Origin of the sequence: Neisseria sp. HMSC70E02 (assembly GCF_001838645.1) — a bacterium.
In the GTDB taxonomy this organism is placed as follows: domain Bacteria; phylum Pseudomonadota; class Gammaproteobacteria; order Burkholderiales; family Neisseriaceae; genus Neisseria; species Neisseria macacae.
Genome location: NZ_KV838116.1, coordinates 37,499 through 63,965, shown reverse-complemented (window position 1 = coordinate 63,965; position 26,467 = coordinate 37,499). Strand labels below are relative to the sequence as shown.

At 50.2% G+C, this 26,467-nt stretch carries 26 protein-coding genes; 16 read left to right on the top strand and 10 right to left on the bottom strand.

The genetic code is table 11. From position 1 onward, the window contains the following. The first annotated feature begins 152 nt into the window (after positions 1-152). From rpsF to mltB, 5 genes are all read left to right on the top strand, one after another. Positions 153-524: a 30S ribosomal protein S6 gene (rpsF, locus tag HMPREF3277_RS10755; protein WP_003757376.1), complete on the top strand. Its 372-nt coding sequence runs from the start codon at positions 153-155 to the stop codon at positions 522-524. Beyond that, the gene (priB, locus tag HMPREF3277_RS10750; RefSeq protein ID WP_176662357.1) at positions 521-823 is read left to right on the top strand and encodes a primosomal replication protein N; all 303 of its coding nucleotides are present in this window, start codon (positions 521-523) and stop codon (positions 821-823) included. Before rpsF ends, priB begins: the two co-directional genes overlap by 4 nt. A 6-nt stretch (positions 824-829) precedes the next feature. Next, positions 830-1,060 (top strand): 30S ribosomal protein S18, encoded by a 231-nt coding sequence (gene rpsR / locus HMPREF3277_RS10745; protein WP_003678863.1) that lies wholly within the window; start codon positions 830-832, stop codon positions 1,058-1,060. Between the two features lie 16 nt (positions 1,061-1,076). Then, positions 1,077-1,529 (top strand): 50S ribosomal protein L9, encoded by a 453-nt coding sequence (gene rplI, locus HMPREF3277_RS10740; protein ID WP_003743490.1) that lies wholly within the window; start codon positions 1,077-1,079, stop codon positions 1,527-1,529. Between the two features lie 112 nt (positions 1,530-1,641). Further along, on the top strand, positions 1,642-2,724 hold the full coding sequence (mltB, locus tag HMPREF3277_RS10735) for a lytic murein transglycosylase B (protein ID WP_070871110.1): 1,083 nt from the start codon (positions 1,642-1,644) through the stop codon (positions 2,722-2,724). 66 nt (positions 2,725-2,790) lie between these two features. Here the strand turns inward: mltB and HMPREF3277_RS10730 are convergent, their stop codons facing one another. Beyond that, positions 2,791-3,504 carry an aldose epimerase family protein gene (locus HMPREF3277_RS10730; protein ID WP_070679090.1) on the bottom strand — a complete coding sequence of 238 codons (714 nt, stop codon included), beginning with the start codon at positions 3,502-3,504 and terminating at the stop codon, positions 2,791-2,793. Positions 3,505-3,702: 198 nt separating this feature from the next. Between HMPREF3277_RS10730 and dnaX the strand changes: the two genes are divergently transcribed. The 4 genes from dnaX to HMPREF3277_RS14010 all read left to right on the top strand — a co-directional run bounded on the left by dnaX (position 3,703) and on the right by HMPREF3277_RS14010 (position 7,381). Next, positions 3,703-5,883, top strand: coding sequence for a DNA polymerase III subunit gamma/tau (gene dnaX / locus HMPREF3277_RS10725; protein WP_070871109.1), 2,181 nt, complete (start codon positions 3,703-3,705; stop codon positions 5,881-5,883). 141 nt (positions 5,884-6,024) lie between these two features. Beyond that, complete coding sequence (locus tag HMPREF3277_RS10720) at positions 6,025-6,360, top strand: YbaB/EbfC family nucleoid-associated protein (RefSeq protein ID WP_003744574.1); 336 nt, start codon at positions 6,025-6,027, stop codon at positions 6,358-6,360. A 191-nt stretch (positions 6,361-6,551) separates the two neighbouring features. Further along, entirely contained in the window at positions 6,552-7,118 is a 567-nt protein-coding gene (locus HMPREF3277_RS10715) for a hypothetical protein (RefSeq protein ID WP_070871108.1), read from the top strand. 26 nt (positions 7,119-7,144) lie between these two features. Beyond that, positions 7,145-7,381 carry a YrhB domain-containing protein gene (locus tag HMPREF3277_RS14010; protein ID WP_003757392.1) on the top strand — a complete coding sequence of 79 codons (237 nt, stop codon included), beginning with the start codon at positions 7,145-7,147 and terminating at the stop codon, positions 7,379-7,381. 294 nt (positions 7,382-7,675) lie between these two features. Here the strand turns inward: HMPREF3277_RS14010 and HMPREF3277_RS10710 are convergent, their stop codons facing one another. The 4 genes from HMPREF3277_RS10710 to cysD form a co-directional block, all read right to left on the bottom strand. Further along, positions 7,676-8,719: a sulfate ABC transporter substrate-binding protein gene (locus tag HMPREF3277_RS10710; protein WP_070871107.1), complete on the bottom strand. Its 1,044-nt coding sequence runs from the start codon at positions 8,717-8,719 to the stop codon at positions 7,676-7,678. A 385-nt stretch (positions 8,720-9,104) separates the two neighbouring features. Next, a complete protein-coding gene (locus tag HMPREF3277_RS10705; RefSeq protein ID WP_070871106.1) occupies positions 9,105-9,314 on the bottom strand; it encodes a heavy-metal-associated domain-containing protein in 210 nt (69 codons plus the stop codon). A 659-nt stretch (positions 9,315-9,973) separates the two neighbouring features. Next, positions 9,974-10,543, bottom strand: coding sequence for an RBBP9/YdeN family alpha/beta hydrolase (locus tag HMPREF3277_RS10700; RefSeq protein WP_070871105.1), 570 nt, complete (start codon positions 10,541-10,543; stop codon positions 9,974-9,976). Positions 10,544-11,001: 458 nt separating this feature from the next. Next, complete coding sequence (cysD, locus tag HMPREF3277_RS10695; RefSeq protein ID WP_003757409.1) at positions 11,002-11,916, bottom strand: sulfate adenylyltransferase subunit CysD; 915 nt, start codon at positions 11,914-11,916, stop codon at positions 11,002-11,004. Positions 11,917-12,187: 271 nt separating this feature from the next. On the opposite strand from cysD, the gene cysG reads away from it, so the two are divergent. Continuing rightward, a complete protein-coding gene (gene cysG, locus HMPREF3277_RS10690) occupies positions 12,188-13,603 on the top strand; it encodes a siroheme synthase CysG (protein ID WP_070871104.1) in 1,416 nt (471 codons plus the stop codon). A gap of 247 nt (positions 13,604-13,850) precedes the next feature. Next, positions 13,851-15,041, top strand: a complete 1,191-nt coding sequence (hflX, locus tag HMPREF3277_RS10685; RefSeq protein ID WP_070871103.1) for a GTPase HflX — start codon at positions 13,851-13,853, stop codon at positions 15,039-15,041. A gap of 186 nt (positions 15,042-15,227) precedes the next feature. On the opposite strand, the gene HMPREF3277_RS15750 is transcribed toward hflX, so the two are convergent. Then, positions 15,228-15,353 carry a hypothetical protein gene (locus HMPREF3277_RS15750; protein ID WP_003757417.1) on the bottom strand — a complete coding sequence of 42 codons (126 nt, stop codon included), beginning with the start codon at positions 15,351-15,353 and terminating at the stop codon, positions 15,228-15,230. 419 nt (positions 15,354-15,772) lie between these two features. Between HMPREF3277_RS15750 and HMPREF3277_RS10675 the strand changes: the two genes are divergently transcribed. The 4 genes from HMPREF3277_RS10675 (at position 15,773) to HMPREF3277_RS10660 (ending at position 19,864) form a co-directional block, all read left to right on the top strand. Continuing rightward, the gene (locus tag HMPREF3277_RS10675; protein WP_070871102.1) at positions 15,773-18,244 is read left to right on the top strand and encodes a heavy metal translocating P-type ATPase; all 2,472 of its coding nucleotides are present in this window, start codon (positions 15,773-15,775) and stop codon (positions 18,242-18,244) included. Positions 18,245-18,393: 149 nt separating this feature from the next. Beyond that, complete coding sequence (locus HMPREF3277_RS10670; RefSeq protein WP_070871101.1) at positions 18,394-18,831, top strand: hypothetical protein; 438 nt, start codon at positions 18,394-18,396, stop codon at positions 18,829-18,831. Between the two features lie 262 nt (positions 18,832-19,093). Further along, positions 19,094-19,471 (top strand): interleukin, encoded by a 378-nt coding sequence (locus HMPREF3277_RS15405; protein WP_241429712.1) that lies wholly within the window; start codon positions 19,094-19,096, stop codon positions 19,469-19,471. Positions 19,472-19,558: 87 nt separating this feature from the next. Further along, complete coding sequence (locus HMPREF3277_RS10660; RefSeq protein WP_003780659.1) at positions 19,559-19,864, top strand: barstar family protein; 306 nt, start codon at positions 19,559-19,561, stop codon at positions 19,862-19,864. 579 nt (positions 19,865-20,443) lie between these two features. Here the strand turns inward: HMPREF3277_RS10660 and HMPREF3277_RS10655 are convergent. The 4 genes from HMPREF3277_RS10655 to ribBA all read right to left on the bottom strand — a co-directional run bounded on the left by HMPREF3277_RS10655 (position 20,444) and on the right by ribBA (position 25,482). Further along, the gene (locus HMPREF3277_RS10655; RefSeq protein ID WP_070871100.1) at positions 20,444-20,890 is read right to left on the bottom strand and encodes a hypothetical protein; all 447 of its coding nucleotides are present in this window, start codon (positions 20,888-20,890) and stop codon (positions 20,444-20,446) included. 83 nt (positions 20,891-20,973) lie between these two features. Then, the gene (mutL, locus tag HMPREF3277_RS10650; protein WP_070871099.1) at positions 20,974-22,968 is read right to left on the bottom strand and encodes a DNA mismatch repair endonuclease MutL; all 1,995 of its coding nucleotides are present in this window, start codon (positions 22,966-22,968) and stop codon (positions 20,974-20,976) included. A 128-nt stretch (positions 22,969-23,096) separates the two neighbouring features. Next, a complete protein-coding gene (locus tag HMPREF3277_RS10645; RefSeq protein WP_070871098.1) occupies positions 23,097-23,720 on the bottom strand; it encodes an EVE domain-containing protein in 624 nt (207 codons plus the stop codon). A 421-nt stretch (positions 23,721-24,141) separates the two neighbouring features. After that, positions 24,142-25,482 carry a bifunctional 3,4-dihydroxy-2-butanone-4-phosphate synthase/GTP cyclohydrolase II gene (gene ribBA / locus HMPREF3277_RS10640; protein WP_210401171.1) on the bottom strand — a complete coding sequence of 447 codons (1,341 nt, stop codon included), beginning with the start codon at positions 25,480-25,482 and terminating at the stop codon, positions 24,142-24,144. Positions 25,483-25,699: 217 nt separating this feature from the next. Between ribBA and HMPREF3277_RS10635 the strand changes: the two genes are divergently transcribed. Then, a complete protein-coding gene (locus HMPREF3277_RS10635; protein ID WP_070773395.1) occupies positions 25,700-26,302 on the top strand; it encodes a DUF4230 domain-containing protein in 603 nt (200 codons plus the stop codon). The last annotated feature ends 165 nt before the right edge of the window (positions 26,303-26,467 follow it).

The window sequence follows — 26,467 nt, the reverse complement described above, 5'->3', positions numbered from 1 at the left end:
CTTGTCCTGATTTAAATTTAACCCACTATATTTTCAGGCAGCATTGTATGCTTGTGACAGGCTTGAATTTCGGTTATAATCCGACGCTTTCAACCTTGCCTTTTGCTTTCGCATGGCAAAAGGCTGTATTTAATCATCCATAAGGAGATAACATGCGTCATTATGAGATCGTGTTTATCGTTCATCCTGATCAAAGCGAGCAAGTGCCTGCTATGGTTGAACGTTACAAAACCATGATTGCCGAAGCCGGCGGCAAAATCCACCGCTTGGAAGACTGGGGCCGCCGTCAACTGGCTTACCCGATTAACAAAATCCACAAAGCACACTATGTTTTGATGAACATCGAAACTACTCCTGAAGTAGTTGAAGAGCTGGAAACCGCTTTCCGCTTTAACGATGCCGTACTGCGCCATCTGACCATCAAAACAAAACATGCTGTAACCGAAGCCTCTCCTATGCTGGGCGGCGAAAAAGCAAAAAACTTGCTGAACGGTGCGGCTGAAGAAGTTGCAGCAGCTGAATAAGATTGGATAATCTTACAAAGCTTACCGCCCTGATTTACAAGGTTGAATCCTTGAGATATACGCCGGCAGGAATCCCTGTTTTGGATATTATGTTAAAGCATGAATCTTGGCAGGAAGAAAACGGGCAAAAATGCTTGGTCAGTTTTGAAATTCCCGCGCGTATTTTAGGTAAGCAGGCTGAAGAATGGCAGTATCGGCAAGATACGATGGTTGAAGCAGAAGGCTTTCTCGCACAGCGAAGCAAACGCTTCCCAAGGCCGATACTCCGCATACAGAACATTAAAGAATATAAAGGTTAAACGACAATGGCTCGTCAATCATTCAAACGTAGAAAATTCTGCCGCTTTACGGCTGAAAAAATCCAAGAAGTCGATTACAAACAAGTTGATCTGCTGAAAGACTTCATTTCTGAAAACGGCAAAATCATCCCTGCCCGCATCACTGGCACCAAAGCGCATTACCAACGCCAATTGGCTACTGCAGTCAAACGCGCACGCTTCTTGGCTCTGTTGCCTTACACCGATCAACACAAATAATTTTGGAGTTTAAATCATGCAAATTATTCTGTTAGAGAAAATCGGCGGTTTGGGCAACTTGGGCGACATCGTTACCGTAAAAAACGGTTACGCCCGCAACTTCCTGATTCCTGCCGGCAAAGCCAAACGCGCTACTGAAGCCAATATGAAAGAATTCGAAGCACGCCGTGCCGAATTGGAAGCCAAACAAGCCGAAATCTTGGCCGATGCTAAAGCACGTCAAGAAAAACTGGACGGTCAAACCATCACTATTGCTCAAAAAGCCGGTGTGGACGGTCGTCTGTTCGGTTCCGTTACCAATGCCGACATCGCTGCTGCGATTGTTGCTTCAGGCGTTGAAGCTGCAAAATCCAACGTCCGCCTGCCTAACGGCCCTCTGAAAGCCGTAGGCGAGTACGAAGTTGAAGTGGCTCTGCACACTGACGCTGTTGCTGCGATTACCGTTGCTGTTGTTGCGGCTGCCGAGTAATAGACAGTCTTAAAAGGTCGTCTGAAAGGAAAGGGAATGTATATTCCTACCGTCTTTCAGACGACCTTTTTGCATAATTAAGACTGCTTCCTTAGTGACTATAAATTCAGATATGAAAAAACTTATCCCTTTCATCGCAATATCAACCGCGTTGCTGCTTGTTGCTTGCAATACAACCAAAACAAACGTTGAGTCTGCTAAAACGGTTGAGCCAATCAATCAAAGCAAAAACCAGCGTTCTGCTTTTGATTCTGCTGCGGAATCGGTTGCCAGCAGCGGCTTTAATGCCAATACCAATGTCCGCCAGTTTATCCGTTATGAGGCAGCGAAAAAGCAGTTTACAGAAGCCGAGCTGCAAAACTTTTTCAATGGCGTGGTTTACAAGGGCAATATCATCAATATCATGTACCGCCCGTCAACTTCCCGCCCTTGGTATGAATTCCGCACGGGCAACTCCGGCGCGACGAAATTTAACGGCGGCAAACAGTTTTACGCCGCCAACCGTGCCGTTATCGATGATGTGGCACGCAAATACGGTGTACCTGCCGAGTTGATTGTGGCGATTATCGGCATTGAAACCAACTACGGTAAAAATACAGGCAGCTTCCGCGTTGCCGATGCTTTGAGTACCTTGGGTTTTGATTATCCGCGCCGTGCCGAGTTTTTCCAAAACGAGCTGATTGAGCTTTTGCTGATGGCGAAAGAAGAAAAAGAGAATGTTTTTGACTTCAAAGGCAGTTATGCGGGCGCAATGGGTATGCCGCAATTCATGCCTTCGAGCTATCGCAAATGGGCGGTCGATTATGATGGCGACGGACACCGCGATATTTGGAACAATATCGGCGACGTTGCCGCTTCTGTTGCCAATTATATGAAGCAACACGGCTGGAAAACAGGCGGCAAAATGATTGTTCCCGTCAATCTGACGATTACGCCTGATTTAAAAGCCATCATTGATGAAAAAACCGCATTGAATCGTACCGTTGCGGATTTCAAAGCAATGGGTGTGGTTCCGCAAAAAGCGGTTGCCGACAATGAGAAAGCCGTTTTATTCAGTTTGGAAACCAGTCCGGGCGTATTTGAATATTATCTCGGTCTGAATAATTTCTATACGGTTTGGCAGTATAACAACAGCCGGATGTATGTTACCGCCGTGCGCGACATTGCGAATGCAATCAACAACAACGGTTTGTAATGTTTAAAAACCACCTTCTCCAAGGTGGTTTTTTATTTGAGGGCCTGAAACAAATCCACTCCAAACTCAAGCAATCAAACGGATTTTCATGCCGTAACGCTTTTTGCCATGTCCGGAAACAAACTGTCCGCCGCGCGCAGGCGATAAAAAGGCGTTGCCTTCGGCGGTAGGCTCGGCGCAGGTGTATTGTCCGTTGCGGTCGCTCCAAAGCGCGTAAACGGGCAGGTTTTGCGTTCGGATGTCGAGTTTCAGTCCGTCAAACGCAACATGTGTATCCGACGGTGAAGCGACAAATTCCGTGTGTGCAATATAGTCGGCGTCGTAGGGCGCGCCGTTGAAATCGAATTGGGTGCCGACGGCGGGGAAATAGGGATGGAAACCGGGCGAAGTGCGCACGGGCGCGTCGCCGTAATTGCAGACGGTCAATGTAGCGACTGCTTCGTTTTCGTTCGGCAGGCTGTAATCCAGCAGCCATTCGACGTTTTCGTAGCCTTTTGCCGTACTGATCAATCTCAAGCCGACATCCGATTCGTTTTGATAACGGATTTGCCAAGTAGAGGTTCTGCCGAAACCGTGTTGCGCCAAATGGTTTTTACTGTCCGGTCCGAACTGCGGCAGGCAGACGTGCATCCCGCCGCGTAATTTTGTATCAGTGCCGACTTGGACGCTGGTTTTCGGGAATAACACTTCCCGACCGTGTAAAACCAAATTGTCCACATATGCACCCAAGGTGTTTATCTGCATGGATGCGGAATGATTGCGTAAGATGATTTCAGACATAGTGATTTGTTCTTCAAGATATTTTAGATTTTGTAATATTCTAACGATTATACACGCGCCTTTCCCGATATGCAGGCAGAAAATCCTTAATAAAAATCAAAAAAATGCTAAAATACCCGTCATCTTCCAAGGTCGTCTGAAAGGCGTTCAACCACTTTTCAGACGACCTTCCGATTTATTTCCAGCAGAGAAAACCTTATGGCTTATCAAGTTCTTGCCCGTAAATGGCGTCCGAAAACCTTTGCCGATTTAGTCGGTCAGGAACACGTCGTCAAAGCCTTGCGCAACGCGCTGGACGAAGGCCGCCTGCACCATGCCTACCTGTTGACCGGTACGCGCGGGGTGGGGAAAACCACCATCGCCCGTATTCTGGCGAAAAGCCTGAACTGCGAAAACGCGCAACACGGCGAGCCTTGCGGCGTGTGCCAAAGCTGTACGCAAATCGACACCGGACGCTACGTTGACCTGCTGGAAATCGACGCAGCTTCCAATACCGGCATCGACAACATCCGCGAAGTATTGGAAAACGCCCAATACGCGCCGACCGCCGGCAAATACAAAGTCTATATCATCGACGAAGTGCATATGCTCTCTAAAAGCGCGTTCAACGCGATGCTGAAAACGCTGGAAGAGCCGCCCGAACACGTCAAATTCATCCTTGCGACCACCGATCCGCACAAAGTCCCCATTACCGTTTTGAGCCGCTGCCTGCAATTTGTCTTGCGCAACATGACTTCGCAACAGGTTGCCGACCACCTTGCCCATGTTTTAAACAACGAAAACATCGCCTACGAACCCGCCGCCCTGCAACTTTTAGGCCGTGCCGCCGCAGGCTCGATGCGCGATGCCCTGAGCCTGCTCGACCAAGCCATTGCCATGGGTTCGGGCAGCGTTGCCGAACAAGACGTCCGCCAAATGATAGGCGCGGTGGACAAGCAATATCTGTACGAACTGCTGGCGGGCATCGTCAACCAAGACGGCGAAGCCCTGCTGGCGAAAGCGCAGGAAATGGCGGCGCGCGCCATCGGCTTTGACAGCGCGTTGAGCGAACTTGCCATGCTGTTGCAACGCCTCGCCTTGATACAGGCGGTTCCTTCCGCTTTGGCACACGACGACCCTGAGCGCGAAACCCTGTTGCAACTGAGCCAGGCACTCAGCGGCGAACAAATCCAGCTTTATTATCAATGCACTATCCACGGCAAACAGGATTTGAGCCTTGCGCCCGACGAATACGCCGGCTTCGTCATGACCCTGCTGCGTATGCTTGCGTTTGCGCCGCTGGCGGCGGATGCGCACAACGTTGGCGGACATATTGAAAATACCGAGCTGCATTCTGCCGAAACGGGTGTCCATACCGCAAAAAAGCCTTTGCAACTTCCCCAGTCTGAAGCCGCCAAACCGCCCGTTCAGACGCCCCCTGCGCTTGCCACGTCGTCTGAAAACAAGGTTGCCGAACCGGTTTCGACTCAAGGAAACAACGACGTTCCACCTTGGGAAGACGCGCCGAGCGATGTGGAAACCGTATCGGACACGCCCGCCCAAACGGCGGATGCGAGCGTTCAGACGACCTCTGACGCAGCAGAGACAAACACTCCGTCCGCAAACGAAGCAGAAACGCCGTTTCAGACGACCCCTCAAGCCGAAACGTCGTCTGAAAACCAAGTTTCCGATAACAAGGCAGTAAACAACGAAGCCGACGTTTCCTTGTCTGAGACGTCGTCTGAAAACCCGATTCAGACGACCCCGATTGAAGAAACCGTGGAAGCAGAAGCATTTGCGCATGAAGCTCCCGCAGAGCCTTTCTACGATTACGGTTCGCCCGAGCATGACTATCCCGTAGCAGACAGCGCTGAAATGCCACCGCCGCCGGACTGGGAGCACGCCGTCCCTGCCGATACGGCAGAAGCAGAATCGGAAGCTGAAGAAGACGGCGACGACGAAGACGGCACGCAGTTCGCCCCGCTGCCCGAGTTTTCTACTGAAAACTGGGCGGCAATCGTCCGACATTTCGCCCGCAAGCTCGGTGCCGCGCAAATGCTGGCGCAACACGCCGCATGGACGCACTACGACGCAGGCAGCCATCTAATGATGCTGTCGCTGACCGACGAAGCGCGCGCGACCGCCAACAAAGAGCGGCTCGACAAAATCAAAAACACGCTTGCCGAAGCCTACGGCCTGCCGTTGAAATTGCAAACCGAACCGTGGCGCGACGACGCGGGCTGGGAAACCCCGACCATGCGCCGCCAACGCCTCCAGCTCGAAGGCAGGCAGCAGGCACAGGATTTGCTCGAAGCCGACGAAACCGCGCGTCAGGTTTTAAAAGTTTTCGAAGCCCAATGGCAGCCTGATTCTTTGGAACTGGCGGAGCAGGCGGAATAACGGCAATCGAGAATTTCCGTTTCCCTTCGGATACATAAACATTCAGGTCATCTGAAAACCGTCAACCCGCTTTCAGACGACCCTTTACACCAAACGGTATGACCCCATAACCTTAACGATTCAACCACAGGAGTTTTAAATATGTTCGGAAAAGCCGGATTAGGCGGCCTGATGAAACAGGCGCAGCAAATGCAGGAAAACATGAAAAAAGCGCAAGCGAAACTTGCCGAGACCGAAGTAGAAGGCGAAGCGGGCAACGGCTTGGTTAAAGTCGTGATGACCTGCGCCCACGTCGTGCGTAAACTCGAAATCAGCCCCGACCTGATTCAAGAAGCCGCAGACGACAAAGAAATGCTCGAAGATTTGGTGCTTGCCGCCATCAACGCCGCTTCTGAAAAAGCCGAAGAAACCACCAACAAAACCATGGGCGCATTCACCCAAGGTCTGCCCGCAGGCATGGGCGATTTCTTCCGCTAAACCCGCGCCGCAAAGCAAATAAAGGTCGTCTGAAACGCCAAAAAGCAGTTTCAGACGACCTTCGGATTATCTGTTTGATAGATTGAAATCAACATATCGGCAGTCATTCCGCCACAGGTATTATTGAGTGCGTCATTGCATTCAAACCCACTCAATCAAGATTAAAAACCAACCGATACACCAAACAAAAAATGAAACCGTCCCTTCCCATCCGCTCACTTCTTTTAAGCTGTGTGTTCGCCGCAGCAAGCGCAAACAGCCTTGCCGCCGCAACCGTCATTACTTCTCCGGACAAACAGTTCAGCGTCAGAAAAGTCTGCAACCATAAAACTCAAGAATGCTCTTTCTTTGCAAGCAAAAAAGCCATTGCAAAAAATCTTCCCGAAGACAGGACGAGCTATGAATGGCTTGGCAATACCTTTGCATTAAGGATCAGCTTCGGATCGTATGATTCCTACACCACCTTCGCCGACCGTACCCACAAGCCTCATACGCTTTCTTCCGTTATCGCCACCGACAGCAAAACGCAATGCGCCGTGACCGCAGATAATAAAGGCGTGTCTTTCTACTCGCTGTTTCATGAAAAACCAGTCAAATTCATTTCCGCAAAAGACAAAAAATTCGGCTTCATCCAAGATGTCGCCACGTTGGAATCCGTCGTCGAGGCAGAATTCAAAGGCAAGAAAGTCCGCATGACCTATATGAACAAAGCCGAACGCGATGTCTCAGTCGTTTTAGACAATCCGTGTGTGAAATGATGTGTCAAGTTTGTTGGAGTATTTCCATGATAATTACTTATCAAGAAGCAAAGAAAATTGCAGTATCTTTTTTAAGTCAAATAGAGCAAGAAATAGGAATGTCATTATTAATAGTTGAATCTCATATACGAGAAAATGATGATGGGTGGTTTTTCCCATATCAGTCAAAAGAATATTTAGAAACAATGGATATAAACAAATCTATTATTGGAAATTGGCCTATATTTGTTTCTAAAAATAGAGAAGTTCCTTCTATTCGTTGATGTTAGCTCATTAGTTAAGTCGTATCTCACCAAACTTGAAACTATATAGAATAGAAATAAATTTATAACAGCTGAAATATATGATCTAACAGGGTATTTTCAAAAACCATAGTCTGCATGAAATTTTCTAGTAGGATATGTGCGATATGGACAAGGTCGTCTGAAAAGATGCCGTTCATTCAAAAGCAAAACAGCCCGAAACCTGACTGAAAAAAGGTTTCGGGCTGTTTGCGCCTGTTTGGCAAGCCGAAGCGGGTAGGGCACAAGGCGTGCCGGTTGGGCGGATTGTTTCTTTTAGCGTTTGGGCGAGAGCTGGTCCACCAAGCCGCCGTCGGCAAAATATTTCTTCATGATTTCCGGCCATGTGCCGAATTTTTCATTCGGATTGAACGTTTCGATATCCGGAAAATCAGCTTTGTGTGCGGCGAGGACTTCGCTGTCGCGCGGACGCAGATACAATTTGGCGGCAAGCTCTTGGGCGGGTTTGCTCCAAAGGTAGGACAGATATTCCTGCGCCGCCTGCTGCGTACCTTTTTTATCCGCCACGCTGTCCACGACGGCAACCGGCGTTTCCGACAAAATCGTGTAGCTCGGATAAACAATCTCAAATTGATCTTGAGTCAGTTTTTTGCTGACATGATTCGCCTCGTTTTCAAAAGTAATCAAAACATCGCCGATATTGCGCTGACTGAACGTCGTCGTTGCCGCCCTGCCGCCGCTTTCAAATACCGGCGTGTTTTTCAGTAAGGCAGCGACAAATTCTTTGGTTTTGCTTTCATCTCCGCCAAACGCCTTCAAACCGTAGCCGTATGCGCCCAAAAAGGCATAGCGGCCGTTGCCCGTGGTTTTCGGGTTGGCGAGTACGATTTTTACCCCGTCTTTGGTCAAATCGTTCCAATCCTTGATTTGCTTTGGATTGCCTTTGCGGACGAGGAAAACTGTCGTACTGGTATAAGGCACGGCTTGGTCGGGCAGGCGTTTTGCCCAGTCGGATTTGACCAAGCCTTTTTGTTCGAGCAGCTCGATGTCGGAAGTCTGATTCATGGTCACCACGTCCGCCGCCAAACCGTTCGCCACAGATAAAGCCTGCTTGCTGGAGCCGCCGTGAGACTGCTGGATTTCAATAGACTCGCCATGATGCTTTGCCTGATATTCTTTAATAAATAACGGGTTATATTCTTTGTAAAAATCCCGTGCCACATCATAAGACACATTTAAAAGCGTAATGCCCTTGCCGTTTGCCGCCGGCGCAGCCACCTTGTCGGCAGCCTGTTCGGACTTGGGCGAGCAGGCGGAAAGGGCAATGACGGCAGCCAGCGACAGTATGCGGATATTCATTCGACACTCCTGAAAAATTCGGAAAACAATTCGCCCGATTCATTGCCGATAAGGACGTAACGCACCAAGCATGAACAGGCAGTGATTACAAAGCACTTTATCTCGAAAGAATAAAAAGCGGAAATAATGTTTGCTTCGGCGGATATCAATTTTGGTTATAAGGTCGTCTGAAAAGCAGGCTTCATTTTCAGACGACCGCCGCCGAGACGGAATCTTGTTTTTATTATAGTGGATTAACTTTAAACCAGTACGGCGTTACCTCGCCTTGTTCTGATTTAGTTAATCCACTATATCCGGCGAAAACGTAAAAAAAGGTCGTCTGAAAACGGATTCCGGTTCATATAGAACCGAATCAGCCGTTTTCAGACGACCTTTTCGCAAGCAATCACAAAGCCGCGTCGTATCCGCCGTCTTCCACAGCGTCAATCAACGCCGCCGCATTGGTTTTCGCCGGATCGAATTCAATAACGGCATTTTTGTTTTCCAAACTGACTTCGGCTTTGGCTACGCCGTCGATGCCGGTCAAAATACGGGTAACACTTTTGACGCAACCGCCGCAAGTCATCCCGTCGATATAAAGCGTGAGGGTTTCCATAGGGTTTCCTTTCTGTGGGCAAATATCGTGAAATCCGACAAACGCCGCAACACTTTAACGCCAACGATGCGCCCAAATGTCGAAACGCAAATGCTTGCAGGATTTCATCCTAGATTGTAGAAAATATCCAAGACCGTACTGTAAACCCTCAAGAGGCAAAGTCAAGCGGGTCGTCTGAAAAAAGCCGCCCGCTACTGCCGCCGTGTTGTAGCGTCAGGCAATCAAGATGCTGCCAAACAGTTGAAAAAGTTGGGTAAATGAGCGTAGCTAGAGCGAGCCGCAGGCGTAAACCCCAAAACACCGAAACTTCAAACCAAAGGTCGTCTGAAAACAAGCGTGAAGCATTTTCAGACGACCTTTCTTATGGGAAGCGGTGTGTTTTTGGGGTTTCGTTCGAGGATGGTTTCAGGGGTTGCCGAATTTTATAGTGGATTAAAATAAAAATGAGACAAGGCGGCAACGCCCGCCGTGTACGGGTAGTACATAAGGGCGTTGGCAACGCCGTATCATTGCAATTTTAATCCACTATATTGAAACCCAAAGGCTTCGTTTGAATAGGCTTATCGGCTGTATCGGGTGTCCGTATGGGTGTTTCGGACCGGATTGTGTTTGGAAACGGGTATGCAGGTTTGTACGGACGGGTGCTTGATTCGTTCGGGTCAGATTTTGGCTTCCAGCATCGGTTTTAAGGCTTCCCAAGCCTGCGGCAGTTCTGTGAAGCCGTCGGATGCCATCAGGTGTCCGCCTTGGGCGATGTGGGTGACGGGGCTTTTGAGTTTGTCCGCCATGTCCAGGGTCAGTTCGGGCGGGACGTGGGTGTCGTCGTCGGAGACGATGCAGTGTTTGGGCATTTGGATTTTGCGCAGGATGTCGAATTCGGGCGCGGCGCCTTTGATGTAGGCGTCAAGGGCGGGCAGCGGGGGCAGGGGGTCGGAGAATCCCGCCGCCAGTACCAAGCCGCCGATTTTTTCGGGCTGCTGGCGGCTGAGGAAGTGCAGAAGGGTAATGCAGCCTAGGCTGTGTCCGACTAAGAAGGTATTTTCGTCGGGCTTGCCGATGACTTGGTCGAGGGCGAACTGCCACGAAGAAACCGTCGGCCGTTCGGGATTGGGCATCGCCAGCGAGTCGGCTTGGAAGCCTGCGGCGCGGACTTGTGCCGAGAGCCAGTCAAACCAGTTGCCGTGCGGATTGCCTTCAAAACCGTGTACGATAAAGACGCGTCGGGGCATGTCGATTACTCCTTTTCAGACGACCTGTCGGGTGTGTCGGTTTACTTATTATAACACTCATTGTTTGTTTCAGTTTTATCGTTATCCTGTGTACGGCGGGTAAATGGGAATCGGGATGGGTGGTCAAGTTGAAGGTGGAAAGGGCAATGGCGCGGATTTGGTGTCGGAATCAAACGCTCGCTTTGGGCTTGGGTGCGGGGCATTGTTTGGTTAAAGTTCATGTGTGATGCAAATAGTTTTTTTAGATTTGTATCAATAAAAGGTCGTCTGAAATCGGTTTCAGACGACCTTGGGCAGGGAAACATTCAGATTTATAGTGGAATTAACATAAATCAGGACAAGGCGACGAAGCCGCAGACAGTACAGATAGTACGGCAAGGAGAGGTAACGCCGTCCTGGTTTAAAGTTAATCCACTATAAATATTGTGAATGCCGCGGGTTTGGTCGGATTGCTCCGCTTAAAAATAACCCGCCTTTTTACGCTCTTCCATCGCTGCTTCGGACACGCGGTCGTCCATGCGCGTGGCGCTGCGCTCGGAGATAGTGGCCGCCGCGGTTTCGGCGATGATGTCTTCGGGCGTGGCGGCGGTGCTGGCTACGGGGCAGGTGCAGGAAATGTCGCCGACGGTGCGGAAGCGCACGTCGCGGATTTGGGAAACCTCGCCTTCGCGTTTCGGCGTCAGCGGGGTAACGGGGACGAGCAGCCCGCCGCGTTCGACGACTTCGCGTTTGTGGCTGTAATAAATCGGCGGCAGCGCGAGGTTTTCGCGGGCGATGTATTGCCAGATGTCGAGTTCCGTCCAGTTGGAGATGGGAAACACACGCATATTTTCGCCGCTAAAGAGCCGCGTATTGTAGAGCGACCACAGTTCGGGACGCTGGCTTTTCGGGTCCCATTGTCCGAATTCGTCGCGGAACGAAAATATCCGCTCTTTCGCCCGCGCCTTTTCCTCATCGCGCCGCGCGCCGCCCATCAGCGCGTCAAAGCCTTGTTCTTCAATGGTTTCCACCAATGTAACCGCCTGCGCGGCGTTGCGCGAATCGGTTTCGCGGCGCAGGACGACCGTGCCTTTTTTGATGGAATCTTCGACGCTGCCGACCACCAGTTGCACGCCCGTGCGCGCGACGGTTTCATCGCGGAACTGAATCACTTCGGGGTAATTGTGCCCCGTATCGACGTGCAGCAGCTTGAACGGCAGCTTGAGCGGGCGGCCTTCGAGTTTGAACGCTTTGACCGCCAGCGCCAGCAAAACGACGGAATCCTTGCCGCCGGAAAACAGCAGCGCGGGATTTTTCGCCTCGGCGACGACTTCGCGGATGATGTAGATGGACTCGGCTTCGAGCCAGTCTAGGTGGTGGTTTTGAATAGACATATTGTTCTCTTTAGCAAAACTCGGATAGGCGGTACTCTAAAGAGGTCGTCTGAAAAACGGAAAGAATGGTTTGTTTGAAGCAAAGATGATTTCGTTATATTGGCGGGGTCGTCTGAAAAGGGATTGGCGTTTTCAGACGACCTTTTTGCCGCGCGGCAACGGAAACGGCACATATAACCAAATTCGATAAGATAAGCAAAAACCATTCTTTCCGCCGAAGCCTGCGGGATTTTAAGATGGGCGGCACGATAGCTTAATAAGAGAACACGCCATGAACCATTATCCCCTGTTTGCCGATTTGAACGGCCGCCCCGTCCTGCTGGCGGGTGCGGGCAAAGTGGCGGAACGCAAAGCCGAAAGCCTGTTGCAGGCAGGGGCTGCGGTCAGGGTTGTCGCCCGCGAACTCAATCCCGTTTTCCAAAAATGGGCGGACGAAGGCAAAATCGAATGGCTGGGCAGCGAATTTCACGAGGACGATTTGGACGGCGTGTTTTTCGCCGTCGCCGCCACCGACGATTACGCCTTCAACCGCCGCATCTTCCAAGCGGCGGAGCAGCGGGCGAAACTCTGCAACACCGTCGATACCGCGGATTTGTGTTCCTTCACCGTCCCCGCCGTCATCGACCGCAGCCCGCTCAAAATCGCCGTCTCCAGCGGCGCGACCGCTCCGGTTTTGGCGCGCAAGTGGCGGCAAATCATCGAAACGCTCATCCCGCTGCACACCGGTCAAATGGCGGCACTCGCCGGCAAATGGCGCAACGCGGTCAAAGCCAAAATCAAAGGCACGGCAAACCGCCGCCGTTTTTGGGAAAACCTGTTCGACAGCCGCTTTAACGCACTCGCCGCCCAAGGCAACCTTGATGCCGCCGAAGCAGAACTTGCCGCGCAGCTTGACGGTTTCGGCGCGGCAAAAGGCGAAGTCGTCCTTGTCGGTGCAGGTCCCGGCGACGCAGGGCTGCTCACCTTGCACGCTTTGCAGGCGATACAGGCGGCGGATGTCGTGTTCCACGATGCCTTGGTTTCAGACGACGTCTTAAGCATGGTGCGCAAAGACGCGGACAAAATCAGCGTCGGCAAACGCGCAGGCTCACACCACGTCCAACAAGAAGAAACCAACCGCCTCCTGGTCGAATACGCCCGCCAAGGTTTGCGCGTCGTCCGGCTCAAAGGCGGCGACCCCTTCGTTTTCGGGCGCGGTGGCGAAGAAGCCCAAGTCTTGCGGCAGGCAAACATCCCCTACCGCATCATCCCCGGCATCACCGCCGCACTGGGCGCGACCGCCTACGCAGGCATCCCCCTGACACACCGCGACTGCGCCCAAAGCGCGCTCTTCGTTACCGGACACAGCAAACACGACGGCTACCAACCCGACTGGCGCACGCTCGCCCTAAGCAACCAAACACTGGTCGTCTATATGGGCACGCTCAAAGCCGCCGAAACCGCCGAAAAACTGATGGCGCACGGACGCAGCGGCGACACCCCTGTCGCCATCGTCTCCAACGGCACGCTCCCGCACCAAAGCGTCGTGACAGGTCGTCTGAAAAACCTGTCCGAGCTGGCAGAAGACGCCCCGCGTCCCGCACTGATCGTCATCGGCGAAGTCGTTTCCCTGCGTGACGAATTGAAGTGGTTTCAAGAAAACCCCGCGCAAAGCTGCCTCCACACGCTGCACGAACAAGCCGCCTGAAGCGTTGTTCAAACCGTTTAAACAAACAAAAGGTCGTCTGAAAACCCCAATCCGGTTTTCAGACGACCTTTCTTGATTATGCTTTCACGGTCGGATGGTGTAAGATGCTGACGCAGCACGCAATCGCGTCAACAAACGCCTCCAACGGAGCGTGCGGCATGCCAAACAGAGATAGGGCAGAGAGCGGTCGAGCCATCAAACGGATGGATGCCGCTTTCCGTTTTTTCAAAAAAAGAAAGGATTTTCCTTGTCCAAACGCAACATTTTCCCCGTCGACAAATCTTTGGAGCAACCCGAACGCGTGATGCTGGTCGGGGTGATGTTGAGCGCGGATTATTCGGGCGCGAACGAAGTGCGCGAGCGGACTTTTCAGACGACCTTGGACGAGGCGGCGGAATTGGTCGCGGCGGCGGGCGGCGAGCTGGTGTTGCGGGAAACCGCCAAGCGCGACAAGGCGCATACGGCTTATTTCGTCGGCACGGGCAAGGCGGAGGAGCTGGCGGCGGCGGTGAAGCTGCACGATATCGGCTTGGCGGTGTTCAACCATGAATTGACGCCGACGCAGGAGCGCAATTTGGAAAAAATCCTGCAATGCCGCGTCCTCGACCGTGTGGGTCTGATTTTGGCGATTTTTGCCAAACGCGCCCAATCGCAGGAGGGTAAATTGCAGGTGGAGCTGGCGCAGTTGAACCATTTGAGCGGGCGGCTGGTGCGCGGCTACGGGCATTTGCAGAGTCAGAAGGGCGGTATCGGCTTGAAAGGGCCGGGCGAGACGCAGTTGGAAACCGACCGCCGCTTAATCGGGCAGAAAATCACGGCGTTGAAAAAACAGTTGGCGCAAGTGAAAAAACAACGTGCCACGCGCCGAAAATCGCGGATGGAAGGTCGTCTGAAAACCTTTGCCATCGTCGGTTATACCAACGCGGGCAAATCCAGCCTGTTCAACCGTCTGACCAAGGCGGACGTGTTGGCGAAAGACCAGCTTTTTGCCACGCTGGATACGACGGCGCGGCGTTTGTTTTTGTCACACGAGGCGGGTGTGATTCTGACGGATACGGTTGGTTTCGTCCGCGATTTGCCGCACAAGCTGGTGTCGGCGTTTTCGGCGACGCTGGAGGAAACGGCTTTGGCGGATGTGTTGCTGCACGTCGTCGATGCGTCCAATCCCGATTTCGAGCGGCAGATGGACGATGTGAATGTGGTTTTGGAAGAAATCGGCGCGGATGAAGTGCCTCAGCTTGTCGTGTACAACAAAATCGACCTGCTGCCGGAAGGCGTGCGCGGGGCGGGCGTGTTGCGGGACAATTCGGGACGCGCCGTCGGCGTGAATATTTCGGTTGCGAAAAGTCTGGGCTTGGATGCTTTGCGTGAGGCGATGATTGAACGGGCGTTGGAAAACGGCGGCAAGGGGTCGTCTGAAAACTGCGAATCCGAATAAAAACAAGGCGTTTTGACTGCTGTTGTTTCTCAATGGGAAGGGCGGCGGGTCAAATTTCGATTTCGATTATCGTTTGCTGCCGCGTGTTTCAAAAGGTCGTCTGAAAAATAAAGGCCGTTTGGAAAACAAAGATAAATCAGGGAGGGTTTATCTTTATTCCAAACGGCCGTTTAAAAGGTTTCCCGCTTAGAGGGGGAGGAGGCGGCGTTTTTTCAAAACGTTTTCGTAAATCATCCATGCCGCCAAGCTCAGGTAGGCGACGCTGGACAGGATGCCGATAACGGCAAAAATAGGTAGCAGGCGGTCGATCATGATGTTTTCCCGAGTAAGAAGTTAATGAAAAATTTTGTGTAAAAGCGTAATGTTTTGTATTTTTTATTGTACTGTTTGTACGGAATATGCGCATAGTATGCAGCTTCAAATTGAGTCGGTCAACAAAAATGTATGGTGTTTTTTTAAAAAAGTTCCGTTTTTACATTAAAATAATCGGTAAATTCGACCGATATGCGGTATGGCAGGGTAACCGTTCGTCTATTGATAAACGGATATATCATTGAAAAATATAAATAAATAATATAAAAATATGCAAATTGTTTTAAAATAAACGTTTTGTAAAATTTTTTTAAAAACCTGCTAAAAAGCGACACTTTAATAAAGTTTACATTTTTAAACATTTCAAATCCAAGTTTCAAGCGGCAAACCACCTGCCGGCACACCATCAGGCACATATTATGAATCAAACGGAAAGAACCTGTTTCCATTGCGGTTTGGAAGTCCCCGAACACATCCATCTGACCGTCCGCTACGAAAATGAAGACCATGAAACCTGCTGCGCGGGTTGTCAGGCGGTGGCGCAGAGCATTATTGATGCAGGTTTGGGCAATTATTACAAACAGCGTACCGCCGACGCGGAAAAATCCGAATTGCCGCCGCCGGAAGTGTTGTCGCAACTGAAATTGTACGATTTGCCCGAAGTGCAGGCGGATTTTGTCGAGGTCGGGGAAGGGGATGAACGCGAGGCGGTGTTGATGCTGGGCGGCATTACCTGCGCGGCGTGCGTATGGCTGATTGAGCAGCAGCTTTTGCGGACGGCTGGCGTGGTGCGCGTGGATTTGAATTACAGTACGCACCGCTGCCGCGTGGTGTGGGACGAGGGCAAAATCGCGCTGTCGGACATTCTTTTGAAAATCCGCAAAACGGGTTATACCGCCGCGCCTTATGATGCGCAAAAAGTCGAGGCGCAGGCGCAGAAAGAGCGCAAACAGTTTATCGTCAGGCTGGCGGTCGCGGGTTTGGGCATGATGCAGACGATGATGTTTGCCGTGCCGACGTATCTTTACGGCGGCGACATTGAGCCGCTGTTTTTGGAAATCCTGCACTGGGGCGGCTTTTTGATGGTACTGCCCGTCGTGTTTTACAGCGCGTTGCCGTTTTACCGCGGCGCATGGCGCGATTGGAAAAACCGCCGAGTCGGCATGGATACGCCGATTGCGATTGCGGTCGTGATGACCTTTGTCGCGGGCATTTACAGCCTTGCCGTCAATGCGGGGCAGGGGATGTATTTCGAATCCATCGCCATGCTGCTGTTTTTCCTGCTGGGCGGGCGGTTTATGGAACAAATCGCAAGGCGCAGGGCAGGAGATGCGGCGGAGCGGCTGGTGAAACTCGTCCCTGCGTTCTGCCACCGCCTTCCGTCTTATCCCGACAGCGAGGAAATTGAAGAAGCGGCGGTTGTACAGCTTCAGGCGGGCGACGTGATCGTCGTCAAACCCGGCGAAGTCATCCCTGTGGACGGCACGGTGTTGTCCGGCGAGAGCGAAGTGGACGAAGCCATGCTGACGGGCGAGAGCCTGCCCGTGGTTAAAAGGTCGTCTGAAAACGTTACCGCAGGCACGCTCAATACAGGCAGCCCGCTTGTTATCCGAACCGACCGCACTGGCAACAACACACGCCTGTCGCACATCGTCAAACTGCTCGACCGCGCGCTCGCCCAAAAACCGCGCGCCGCCGAGCTTGCCGAGAAATACGCCTCTAGCTTCGTGTTTGGCGAGCTGCTGCTTGCCGTGCCCGTTTTCATCGGCTGGGCATGGTATGCAGACGCGCAAACCGCCTTGTGGATTACCGTCGCGCTGCTGGTCATCACTTGTCCCTGCGCACTTTCGCTTGCTACGCCGACCGCGCTTGCCGCCTCCACAGGCGCGCTTGCCGACGACGGCGTGTTAATCAGCGGCAAACAAAGCCTCGAAACGCTCGCCCAAATCGACGATGTCGTGTTCGACAAAACCGGCACGCTGACCAAAGGACAGCTTTCCGTCAGCCGAATCATCCCCTTAGGTCGTCTGAAAACAGCAGAAGCGCTCGCCGCCGCACAAGCCCTGGAGCAACAATCCGAACACCCCATTGCCCGCGCCATCTTGAACCACACGCTTTCAGACGACCCCGACCCCGCGCCCGAATACACAGTCTCACAACGCGTCAACCGCATCGGGCAAGGCGTCAGCGCGCAAATGACTTATAAAGACGAAACCCAAGTTTGGGCATTGGGACGCGCAGATTTCGTCGCCGGAATAGCCGGCGTGTTGCCTGACCAAGCTGCCAACATCGAATACGCAGGCAGCATGGTGTTCCTCGGCAACCAAAGCGGCTTCCAAGCAATCTTCCTACTCGAAGACCAAATCAAAGACAGCGCCGCCGCCATGCTCGACATCCTCAAACAACAAGGCATCCGCACCCACCTGCTCAGCGGCGACCGCACCAATGCCGTTGCACAAGTCGCGCAGACACTCGGTTTAGACACCTACCGCGCCGAAGCCTCGCCCGAAGACAAGCTCGCCTATGTGGAAGACTTGCAGAAACAGGGCAGAAAAGTCTTGATGGTCGGCGACGGCATCAATGACGCCCCCGTCCTCGCACAAGCCGACGTATCCGCCGCCGTTGCAGCAGGCGCCGATGTCGCACGCGACGGCGCCGATCTGGTCTTGCTCAACGACGACTTGAACATCCTGCCCGCCACCATCGCCCAAGCCCGCCGCACGCGCGAAATCATCCGCCAAAACCTCGCCTGGGCAAGCGCATACAACATCATCGCCGTCCCGCTCGCTGTCTTGGGTTACGTCAAACCCTGGATCGCCGCATTGGGCATGAGCATCAGCTCGCTGTTTGTCGTGGGCAATGCGTTGAGGCTGCTGAAAAAGAGGAAGTAGGTGGTTTGGGGAGGGGAAAGGTCGTCTGAAAAAACGGATTTTGGGGGTTCAAACGACGTTTTTATTTGGTTTTTTAAAAGATGGATTGTGTGATAGTTTTTTCGTGGGTAAGGCCCACGCTAAAGTAAATTAACTCCTAGGATGTAACAATGAAGAAAGAAATCAATACATTTTACGTGCTTAATTTATTGAGTATTATCGATGGTGAAATTCTTGAAAGCGCACATGTAGATATATCTAAATATGTAGGTTTGGATATATCTACAGAAAAAGGGCAGAAGGTTATTATTAATGAATTATTAAAACCGGAGATGCTTAATTTTTCCATAGAAAATCAGGAGAAAATACGAATAAGCATGTTATATTGTATTGAAAATTATGATGAAATTAAATTAGGAAATATTCTAAATTTTTATAGTGGGTCAGTTTTTTTGATGCCTAGTAATAGTATTACCTATAAAGAAATACTAGAAATTTTTTATACTGGGGTATTTTTAAAAAATATAAATAATGAAGAATTAAATAATTTTATTTTCTTTGAAAATGATGCTCCCGAATGCTGGAATTTATTTGATAAGCAACAGTAGGTCGAGTTTTAACCCATGAGACCATTTTACTGTTGATTGAATTCAGGGGAAAGGTCGTCTGAAACCTTTGATTTAATAGCAGATTGGGGTGAAAATTGGATATTGTAGAATGTTCAAGGTTCTTGTTGGTGCTTAACTTAGCCTACGCTTGCTAAAAGTGGAAATATTGATGGCAAGGGGAATTTGAGCGGCAAGATGTTCTGAATAGATGATAAATTTATGAAACGAAAGGAGTATTTTTATGTATCTAAGGTTTACAATTATGATTTTTGGCGATAATTTCAAGCCTAGTAAAATGGTTAATAACCTTGAGACTTCTCTTGAAGTTACTGACTATTTTGATGTTGGAGGAGAGGATGAATTTGGGGAAATAAATGATTATGGATGTCTGGTAGTAAATCACAAAAATGAATTTTCAAAAGAATATTGGGATAGTGAATATGAACAGGAATTCGTAGATTTTTTTAGAAAAAATCATCAATTATTAAGATTAAATAATGCTGATGATCTTAGAATTTTTATTGAGGCTTACTATTCAGATCAATGCAATTTTGAAATTTTCAATAGTGAATTATTAGCAGAGTTGGCAAAATACAAAGTTAGCCTACCAATAAGTGTTTATTATTGTGATAATGATTGATATCATAATTTATAATATGTTTATTAAAAATTTGTATAACTCAACAGGGTATTATGAATATGAAGCATTTTTAGAGGTAATATTGCAATGAATGATACTCTTGTTGTAGATATTAATTTGGGAAGCTTAGGAACATCAAGCAGTTTTTTAAAAATTATGAGTGAGAAGTTATACTTTCCAGATTATTTTGGATTTAATTACGATGCGCTAGATGAATGTATGCAAGATTTGAGTTGGTTGCTCGAAGAAAAAATAATTATAAATTTCAGATTTATAGAAAGGATAAAAAGAAAAAATGAGTCTTTATACAAAATAATATATGACTGCCTTGTTATGTATCAAGAATATTGGCAAAAAACTCAGTATAAGAAAAAAGTTATATTAAATTTTTGAATAAAATTATATAAATTAATGATGAAAGTAATTTTTGAGTGGTAGGTAGAGTTTACGTTAGCTCAAGTTCTGTTGAAACAATCCCATAATTTTCTTTGAACAGTCTCAAGTAATCAAAGAAACAGTCAAACTCATCCCGATTTTCAAATTTGGCAATCTGTTCAATCAGACCACGCCATGTATGGGTGGTTTGAAGAAAATCAAACTGCTCAATTAGCCAGTAATAAAATTTTTCTCTAAAAATATCATCTTTTGACTAGGTATATCATTGAGTCCTTCACATAGATAATATCCTGTTATAAAACTTTCTAAAATCTTTATATTTTTTTCGCTTAAATACATAAGCGGCCTTTTTTCGATATATGCCAATAAATCTAAACAATTCATTTAAAATATTCCCATTGTTGGTAGTAGGTTAGATTGAAAATTGAACATTACAGAAAGATTAGAGCCTTTGTTGGGTCTTGACCCAACCTACGCTTGCTGGGACAGGATTGAGTATTGAGCGGATTAAAGTTAACAGGCCGTCTGAAAGAATTTTCAGACGGCCTTTTGTATTCCTTAATATCATATCCCTCCTCAGAATTCGCAAGTAAAGCGGTAGAATTTTTCGGCAGTCGAACCGATTTTTATTTTATGCCATTTTAACTCTTCTACCGGCAAGATTTCGTATGCACTGAGTTTATCCTTGCTGTCAAAAAATGCGCTCTCTTCATATGAGATTTCTTTGTTTTTGCAGTCGATTTGGAATTTGAAACGGGTTTTGACGTAATCCTTGCCAATGATTCGACTTCTGCCGTTTATCGTTTCGTTCGGAATAATCGGCTTAGGTTTTTCGTAACGTATTTCTATTATCGAATTTCCCGGAGAAAGTGAACGGACGAGTGTGTTGCCGTATATGGATTTTCCTTGGGCGGGGTCGGAGTGGATTAGTCGCCAGTATTCAGGTTTGTTGTAGCTTGTTTTTCCTGCATAAACGGGCAGCGTGAACAAGATGAGGGGGATGCAAAGGGCTGTTTTGTTCATAATCGAATTTTTTATAAACAGGCTGTCTGAAAATCCGTATCGGTGGTTTTTCAGACAGCTTTATGTCTTTCGGCCATATTTCATTATTGTCCGCGTAAAAACAGTGCGTCCAGTTCTTTCAGCGTCAGTTTCACCCAGGTCGGGCGGCCGTGGTTGCATTGGTTGCTGCGCGGGGTGTTTTCCATGTCGCGCAGGAGGGCGTTCATTTCGGGCAGGGTGAGCTGGCGGCCGGCGCGGACGGAGCCGTGGCAGGACATGGTGGCGAGGATGTGGTTTTCGTGTTCTTCGATGGTTTGGCTGCTGCCGACTTGGGCGAGTTCGCCCAATACGTCTTTGGCGAGCGAGACGACGTCGGCTTTGCCGAGCATGGCGGGGACGGCGCGGACGGCGAGGGTGTTGCCGCCCATGTCGGACAGTTCCAATCCGAAGCCTGCCAGTGCGTCGGCGTGGTCGGCGAGGGTGGCGCATTCTTCGTGGGATGCGGCGAAGGTAACGGGGATGAGCAGGCGTTGGCTTTGCAGGTTGCCGTTTTCCTGCCGCTGGCGTTTCATTTTTTCGTAGTTGACGCGCTCGGCGGCGGCGTGCATGTCGATGAGCAGCAGGCTGTCTTCGGCTTGGGCGAGGATGTAGATACCTAATAATTGGGCGATGGCGAAGCCGAGCGGCGGCAGTTCGGGTTTGGGGTCGTCTGAAAAGGCGTGTACGGGGATTTCAGACGACGTGGCGGACGTATTGCCGAAGCAGGCTTGTTCGAATTGTGCCAACTCGATATCGGCTTCATCGGCTGCGGTGTTTTTGAAGAGTTCGGCGTAGGTGTTGAGGGCGGCGCGGCTTTCGCGCAGGGACAGGCTGCGTTGCTGCGGTGCGCGTGCTGCCTGATAGGGCATGGGGGCGGTTTTGCCTGAACCGAAGGCGTTGCGCGGTTCGGAAGCGTGTGTGCTTGGTGCAGCGGCGAAAATGTTTTCAGACGACGCGGTCGGGTTTGGGTGGAACCCGCTAGGCTCGTTTTCAGACGACGTTGCCGCGGGACGGATGCCTGTGATTTTGTGCAACACTTCGCCTGCGTTACCGACGCTTTCGGTCAAGTCGGCGCGGGTGTCGGCGAGGGCTTTGTTGAGGGTGTGGAACACGAGTTGGTGTACCTGCTGGCTGTCGCGGAAGCGGATTTCGGTTTTGGTGGGGTGGACGTTGACATCCACGGCTTCGGGCGGCAGGTCGAGGAAGAGGACGAAGGCGGGGGTGAGGGCGTTGTGCAATACGTCGCGGTATGCCTGTTTGACGGCGTGGAGCATAACTTTGTCGCGCACGAAGCGGTGGTTGACGAAGCAGTATTGTTTGTCGGTTTTGCCTTTGGCAAAGGTGGGTTTGGCGATGGAGCCGTAGAGCCGCAGCGCGCCGTTGCCGCTGTCGATTTCTAAGGATGCCGCCTGAAAGTCTTCGCCGACGATGGCGGCTATGCGTTCGTGCAGGCTTTGGGCGGGGAGTTTGAACACTTGTTTGCCGTCGCGTTTGAGCGAGAAGGCGATGTGCGGATGCGCCAGTGCGAGGCGTTCCAGCATGGTGGCGCAGTGGGCGTATTCGGTGTTTTCGGATTTGAGGAACTTGCGCCGCGCGGGGGTGTTGAAGAAGAGTTCGGCGGCTTCGATGGTGGTGCCGACGGGGTGGGCGGCGGCAGTGGGGCTGCTGAGTTTGCCATCTTCGGCTTTGACTTGGGTTGCGTGCGCGCTGCCGTCTTGGCGGCTGGTTAGGGTCAGGCGGCTGACGGAGGCGATGCTTGCCAAGCCTTCGCCGCGAAAGCCCATGCTGGCGACGTGTTCCAAATCGTTTAAGGTTTTGATTTTGCTGGTGGCGTGGCGGTGGAGCGCGAGTTCGATGTCGTCGGGGTGGATGCCGCCGCCGTTGTCGCTGACGCGGATGAGGCGGATGCCACCGCCTGCCAGCTCGACTTCAATCGCCGTCGCGCCTGCGTCTATGCTGTTTTCGACAATTTCTTTGAGGGCGTTGGCGGGGCGTTCGACCACTTCGCCGGCGGCGATTTGGTTGACGAGGTGGTCGGGCAGGGCGGCGATTCGGGACATGGGTTTCTTCCGTTTTCAAACTGGCGGGTATTATAGCAAAAGGTCGTCTGAAAACCGGAATCGGGATTTCAGACGACCTTTTGAAATTTAACTGCCGTTTTACAGGATACTTGTAGCCTTACTTTGTCTTATTTGAGATTCTCCAAAAGTTTTTCCCCATCAGTAATCTGAGATAATGTTTGGGCAAAAGGAAAAGAACGTCCCAAAATGGATTTAACCTGTCTTGCTTTGATTGGATTTTGACTTAAATCGACAAAATGTTCTAATTTCTGAAAAAATGTTTTATTATCAATACCATAATGATGAGTTTTCTCTACGATTCCTGTTGCTTGACCATATGCAACAATTCCTTGTCCGGAGGCGTATAGGAATACATAGTCTCCTTTTTTAATCCGACAGATTTTTTCTTTGTAGCCATCTTCAAATGCAGCAGCTACTTGGTTTGTCATCATGAAATTATGGTCTTCCAGGTCGTTGGCACTATTAGTATTTAATAAGAAATATCGTGTTGTAGTTGAATTATCAAATTCTTCGTCTTTTTGTTTGTCAATCATTCGTTTGTTCTCCCAGTCTTGAATAATGAATTCTTGAATTAAATCATTAATGATGTCTTGGCGGGTTGTTTCCCAAGCATCGGCAAGCTCTTGCAAAATCAAATCATCTTTAATGGATAAACGTAAACTCAACGTAATCTTATTTTGATTTCGTTGGTTATATATTTCTGTGCGGCGGTCGATAAAGCTGTTGGACATAATTATATCCTTTTGTTTTTAGAGTTAAATAAGATATCAGGAGGAGAATATCCTTTTTGATGATGAGTATTATGCTATATTTGTATTTTAAATACAATAAAAATTATTCTTGAATTATTTTATAATTATTATATTATTATTTTTATTTGAAATAAATTATAGTAATATAGTGGATTAAATTTAAATCAGAACAAGGCGACGAAGCCGTAGACAGTACAGATAGTACGGAACCGATTCACTTGGTGCTTCAGCACCTTAGAGAATCGTTCTCTTTGAGCTAAGGAGAGGTAACGCCGTACTGGTTTAAAGTTAATCCACTATAATTTTCATGGGAGGTTGGCTGAATCAGGTAATTTATAGCAAAAGGTCGTCTGAAAACCGGAATCGGGATTTCAGACGACCTTTTGATAAGACGGGCGGTTTATTTGTTTTCTGCTTCTTCAAAACCGACGACTTCCAAGCCGAAGCCGGTCAAGCCGGTGAAGGCGGAGGGCTGTCCTAATACGCGCAGTTTGCCGACGTTGAGGCCGGCGAGGATTTGCGCGCCGATGCCGTAGCTTTTGCTGTCCCATTTGTAGGCTTGGTTGGCGCCTTTGGGCAGGGTGCGGTCGAGCAGGGTGGCGCCGTCTTCGGTGCGGTGCAGGAGGATGACGACGCCGCTGTCGGCTTGCTGGATGCGTTCAAGGGCTTTGGGCAGCGACCAGGAATGGCGCGGGTTGGCTTGGATGAAGTCCATGACGCTGAAGGGTTCGTGTACGCGGACGAGGGTTTCGGTGTCGGCGGTGGGTTTGCCTTTGACGAGGGCGAGGTGGGTTTCGCCGGAGAGTTTGTCGACGTAAACGTGTTGCTGGAATTCGCCCCACGGGGTTTGTACGGGGGCGTTGCCCATGTCTTCGAGCAAGCTTTCGGTACGGCTGCGGTATTCGATAAGGTCGGTAATCGTGCCGATTTTGAGGCCGTGTTCTTCGGCAAACTTCGTCAGTTCGGGCATACGCGCCATGGTGCCGTCGTCGTTGATGATTTCGCAGATGACGGCGGCGGGGATGAGTCCGTTCATTTGTGCCAAATCGACGCCTGCTTCGGTGTGTCCGGCGCGTACCAAGACGCCGCCTTTTTGTGCGCGCAGGGGGAAGATGTGGCCGGGTTGGACGATGTCTTCGGGTTTGGCGGTTGGTGATACGGCGGTTTGGATGGTCAGGGCGCGGTCGGCGGCGGAGATGCCGGTAGTGATGCCTTGCGCCGCTTCGATGGAAACGGTGAAGTTGGTGCCGTATTGTGCGCCGTTTTTCTGGGTCATCATGGGCAGGCCGAGCCGCTCGACCATGCTGCCTTCCATCGGCAGGCAAACCAGTCCGCGTGCGTGTTTGATCATGAAGTTGATGGCTTCGGGGGTAACGAACTGCGCCGCCATCAGTAAATCGCCTTCGTTTTCGCGGTCTTCCGCGTCGGTGATGATGACCATTTTGCCGGCTTTGATGTCGGCGAGGATTTCGGGGATGGAGGAAATATGGGGCATGGTGCGTCTTTCTTGATGGTCGGGTTGGGCTGATGCGTGTTCTTGATCCAGCCACATGGCGGGCATTTGCGCCGCCTGTTCGATTTTGCGGGCTTTTTTCTCGCCGAAGGATTTGTTTTTCAGAAGGGCGGACAATTCGCCTTGGTTGATGGCGATGGCTTCGGCAAAACGGGTTTGCTGGCCGCCGTATTTGTCCGCTATCCATTGCCGCAGATTGCGGCGGCGCAGGTCGGTGGTGTTCATGATGTGTTGTGTGGCTGAAAGAATGTAGGCGATTGTAGTCTTGTCTTTACCAAAAGGCAAACTATGTGTGATGGTGGTTTTTTATTACTTTTTGGTAATGTTTCGACAGAAGGTCGTCTGAAAAACAAAAATTGGTTTTTCAGACGACCTTTGCTTGAAATCTGAACATTTGAAAGAATATGGGCGTTAAGTTTAACGCAATAGAAAAGGGTTTAACCTGATGAAAATGGTTTACCGACTGATTTTAATATCTATTTTTTGTGCAGTCGCAGCGGCGGGCGGTTGGTTCTATGCCCAACACCGCAACGACAACGCCCATGAAGCGATTTCGCGCGAAGGCGTTTTGATGCAGATTAAGCAGATGAACCGCTTGGAAAGTACGGCTTTTTACATCGACACCATCATCCGCACGGAGAAAAAAGGCGACTGGCGCAGATTGTGGCAGGATTCGCAAAGCGGCCTGTTTATCGTGCGCGGCAAAGTGTTGGCGGGTTTGGATTTGGACAAACTTCACGCCGACAACGTCAATATCGTGGACGGAAAAGTCCTCATCAGCCTGCCGCCCGTAGAAATCCTCAGCGTCGATTTGGAAAATATCGAGGTGTACGACATCCAAACCGGCTCGTTTAACCTTTTACCGGTGGATAAGGCAGTGTTCAAAACCGTGCAGGACGAAGCTAAAAAACAAGTTCTCGCCAGCGCGTGCAAAGCCCAAATTTTGGATCACGCCAACCGCCAAGCACAAACGCAGCTTGAAAACCTGTTTGCCTTGACGCAGACGCAGGTATCGGTTTATCCGGCGGCTGTGGGGCAGTGTAAATAGCGGCAGCGCAAAACAAGGCTTAAGAGCCGAGTACAAACAAGGTCGTCTGAAAACGAAAGTAGCGGGTTTGCCAAATCGTTTTCAGACGACCTTTTGTTTAGTGTCGATACGCTTCACATCAAGCGCGCGTGTATAGTAGATTAAATTTAAATCAGGACAAGGCGA

Coding starts and splice junctions, on each gene's coding strand:
- HMPREF3277_RS10660 (WP_003780659.1), top strand. CDS start 19,559: ATGAATGATACTCTTGTTGTAGATATTAATTTGGGAAGCTTAGGAACA.
- mltB (WP_070871110.1), top strand. CDS start 1,642: ATGAAAAAACTTATCCCTTTCATCGCAATATCAACCGCGTTGCTGCTT.
- HMPREF3277_RS10675 (WP_070871102.1), top strand. CDS start 15,773: ATGAATCAAACGGAAAGAACCTGTTTCCATTGCGGTTTGGAAGTCCCC.
- rpsF (WP_003757376.1), top strand. CDS start 153: ATGCGTCATTATGAGATCGTGTTTATCGTTCATCCTGATCAAAGCGAG.
- HMPREF3277_RS14010 (WP_003757392.1), top strand. CDS start 7,145: ATGATAATTACTTATCAAGAAGCAAAGAAAATTGCAGTATCTTTTTTA.
- HMPREF3277_RS10670 (WP_070871101.1), top strand. CDS start 18,394: ATGAAGAAAGAAATCAATACATTTTACGTGCTTAATTTATTGAGTATT.
- HMPREF3277_RS10730 (WP_070679090.1), bottom strand. CDS start 3,504: ATGTCTGAAATCATCTTACGCAATCATTCCGCATCCATGCAGATAAAC.
- HMPREF3277_RS10710 (WP_070871107.1), bottom strand. CDS start 8,719: ATGAATATCCGCATACTGTCGCTGGCTGCCGTCATTGCCCTTTCCGCC.
- dnaX (WP_070871109.1), top strand. CDS start 3,703: ATGGCTTATCAAGTTCTTGCCCGTAAATGGCGTCCGAAAACCTTTGCC.
- HMPREF3277_RS10635 (WP_070773395.1), top strand. CDS start 25,700: ATGAAAATGGTTTACCGACTGATTTTAATATCTATTTTTTGTGCAGTC.
- HMPREF3277_RS10705 (WP_070871106.1), bottom strand. CDS start 9,314: ATGGAAACCCTCACGCTTTATATCGACGGGATGACTTGCGGCGGTTGC.
- rpsR (WP_003678863.1), top strand. CDS start 830: ATGGCTCGTCAATCATTCAAACGTAGAAAATTCTGCCGCTTTACGGCT.
- rplI (WP_003743490.1), top strand. CDS start 1,077: ATGCAAATTATTCTGTTAGAGAAAATCGGCGGTTTGGGCAACTTGGGC.
- HMPREF3277_RS10720 (WP_003744574.1), top strand. CDS start 6,025: ATGTTCGGAAAAGCCGGATTAGGCGGCCTGATGAAACAGGCGCAGCAA.
- cysD (WP_003757409.1), bottom strand. CDS start 11,916: ATGTCTATTCAAAACCACCACCTAGACTGGCTCGAAGCCGAGTCCATC.
- HMPREF3277_RS10700 (WP_070871105.1), bottom strand. CDS start 10,543: ATGCCCCGACGCGTCTTTATCGTACACGGTTTTGAAGGCAATCCGCAC.
- HMPREF3277_RS15750 (WP_003757417.1), bottom strand. CDS start 15,353: ATGATCGACCGCCTGCTACCTATTTTTGCCGTTATCGGCATCCTGTCC.
- HMPREF3277_RS15405 (WP_241429712.1), top strand. CDS start 19,094: ATGATTTTTGGCGATAATTTCAAGCCTAGTAAAATGGTTAATAACCTT.
- mutL (WP_070871099.1), bottom strand. CDS start 22,968: ATGTCCCGAATCGCCGCCCTGCCCGACCACCTCGTCAACCAAATCGCC.
- HMPREF3277_RS10655 (WP_070871100.1), bottom strand. CDS start 20,890: ATGAACAAAACAGCCCTTTGCATCCCCCTCATCTTGTTCACGCTGCCC.
- cysG (WP_070871104.1), top strand. CDS start 12,188: ATGAACCATTATCCCCTGTTTGCCGATTTGAACGGCCGCCCCGTCCTG.
- HMPREF3277_RS10645 (WP_070871098.1), bottom strand. CDS start 23,720: ATGTCCAACAGCTTTATCGACCGCCGCACAGAAATATATAACCAACGA.
- HMPREF3277_RS10715 (WP_070871108.1), top strand. CDS start 6,552: ATGAAACCGTCCCTTCCCATCCGCTCACTTCTTTTAAGCTGTGTGTTC.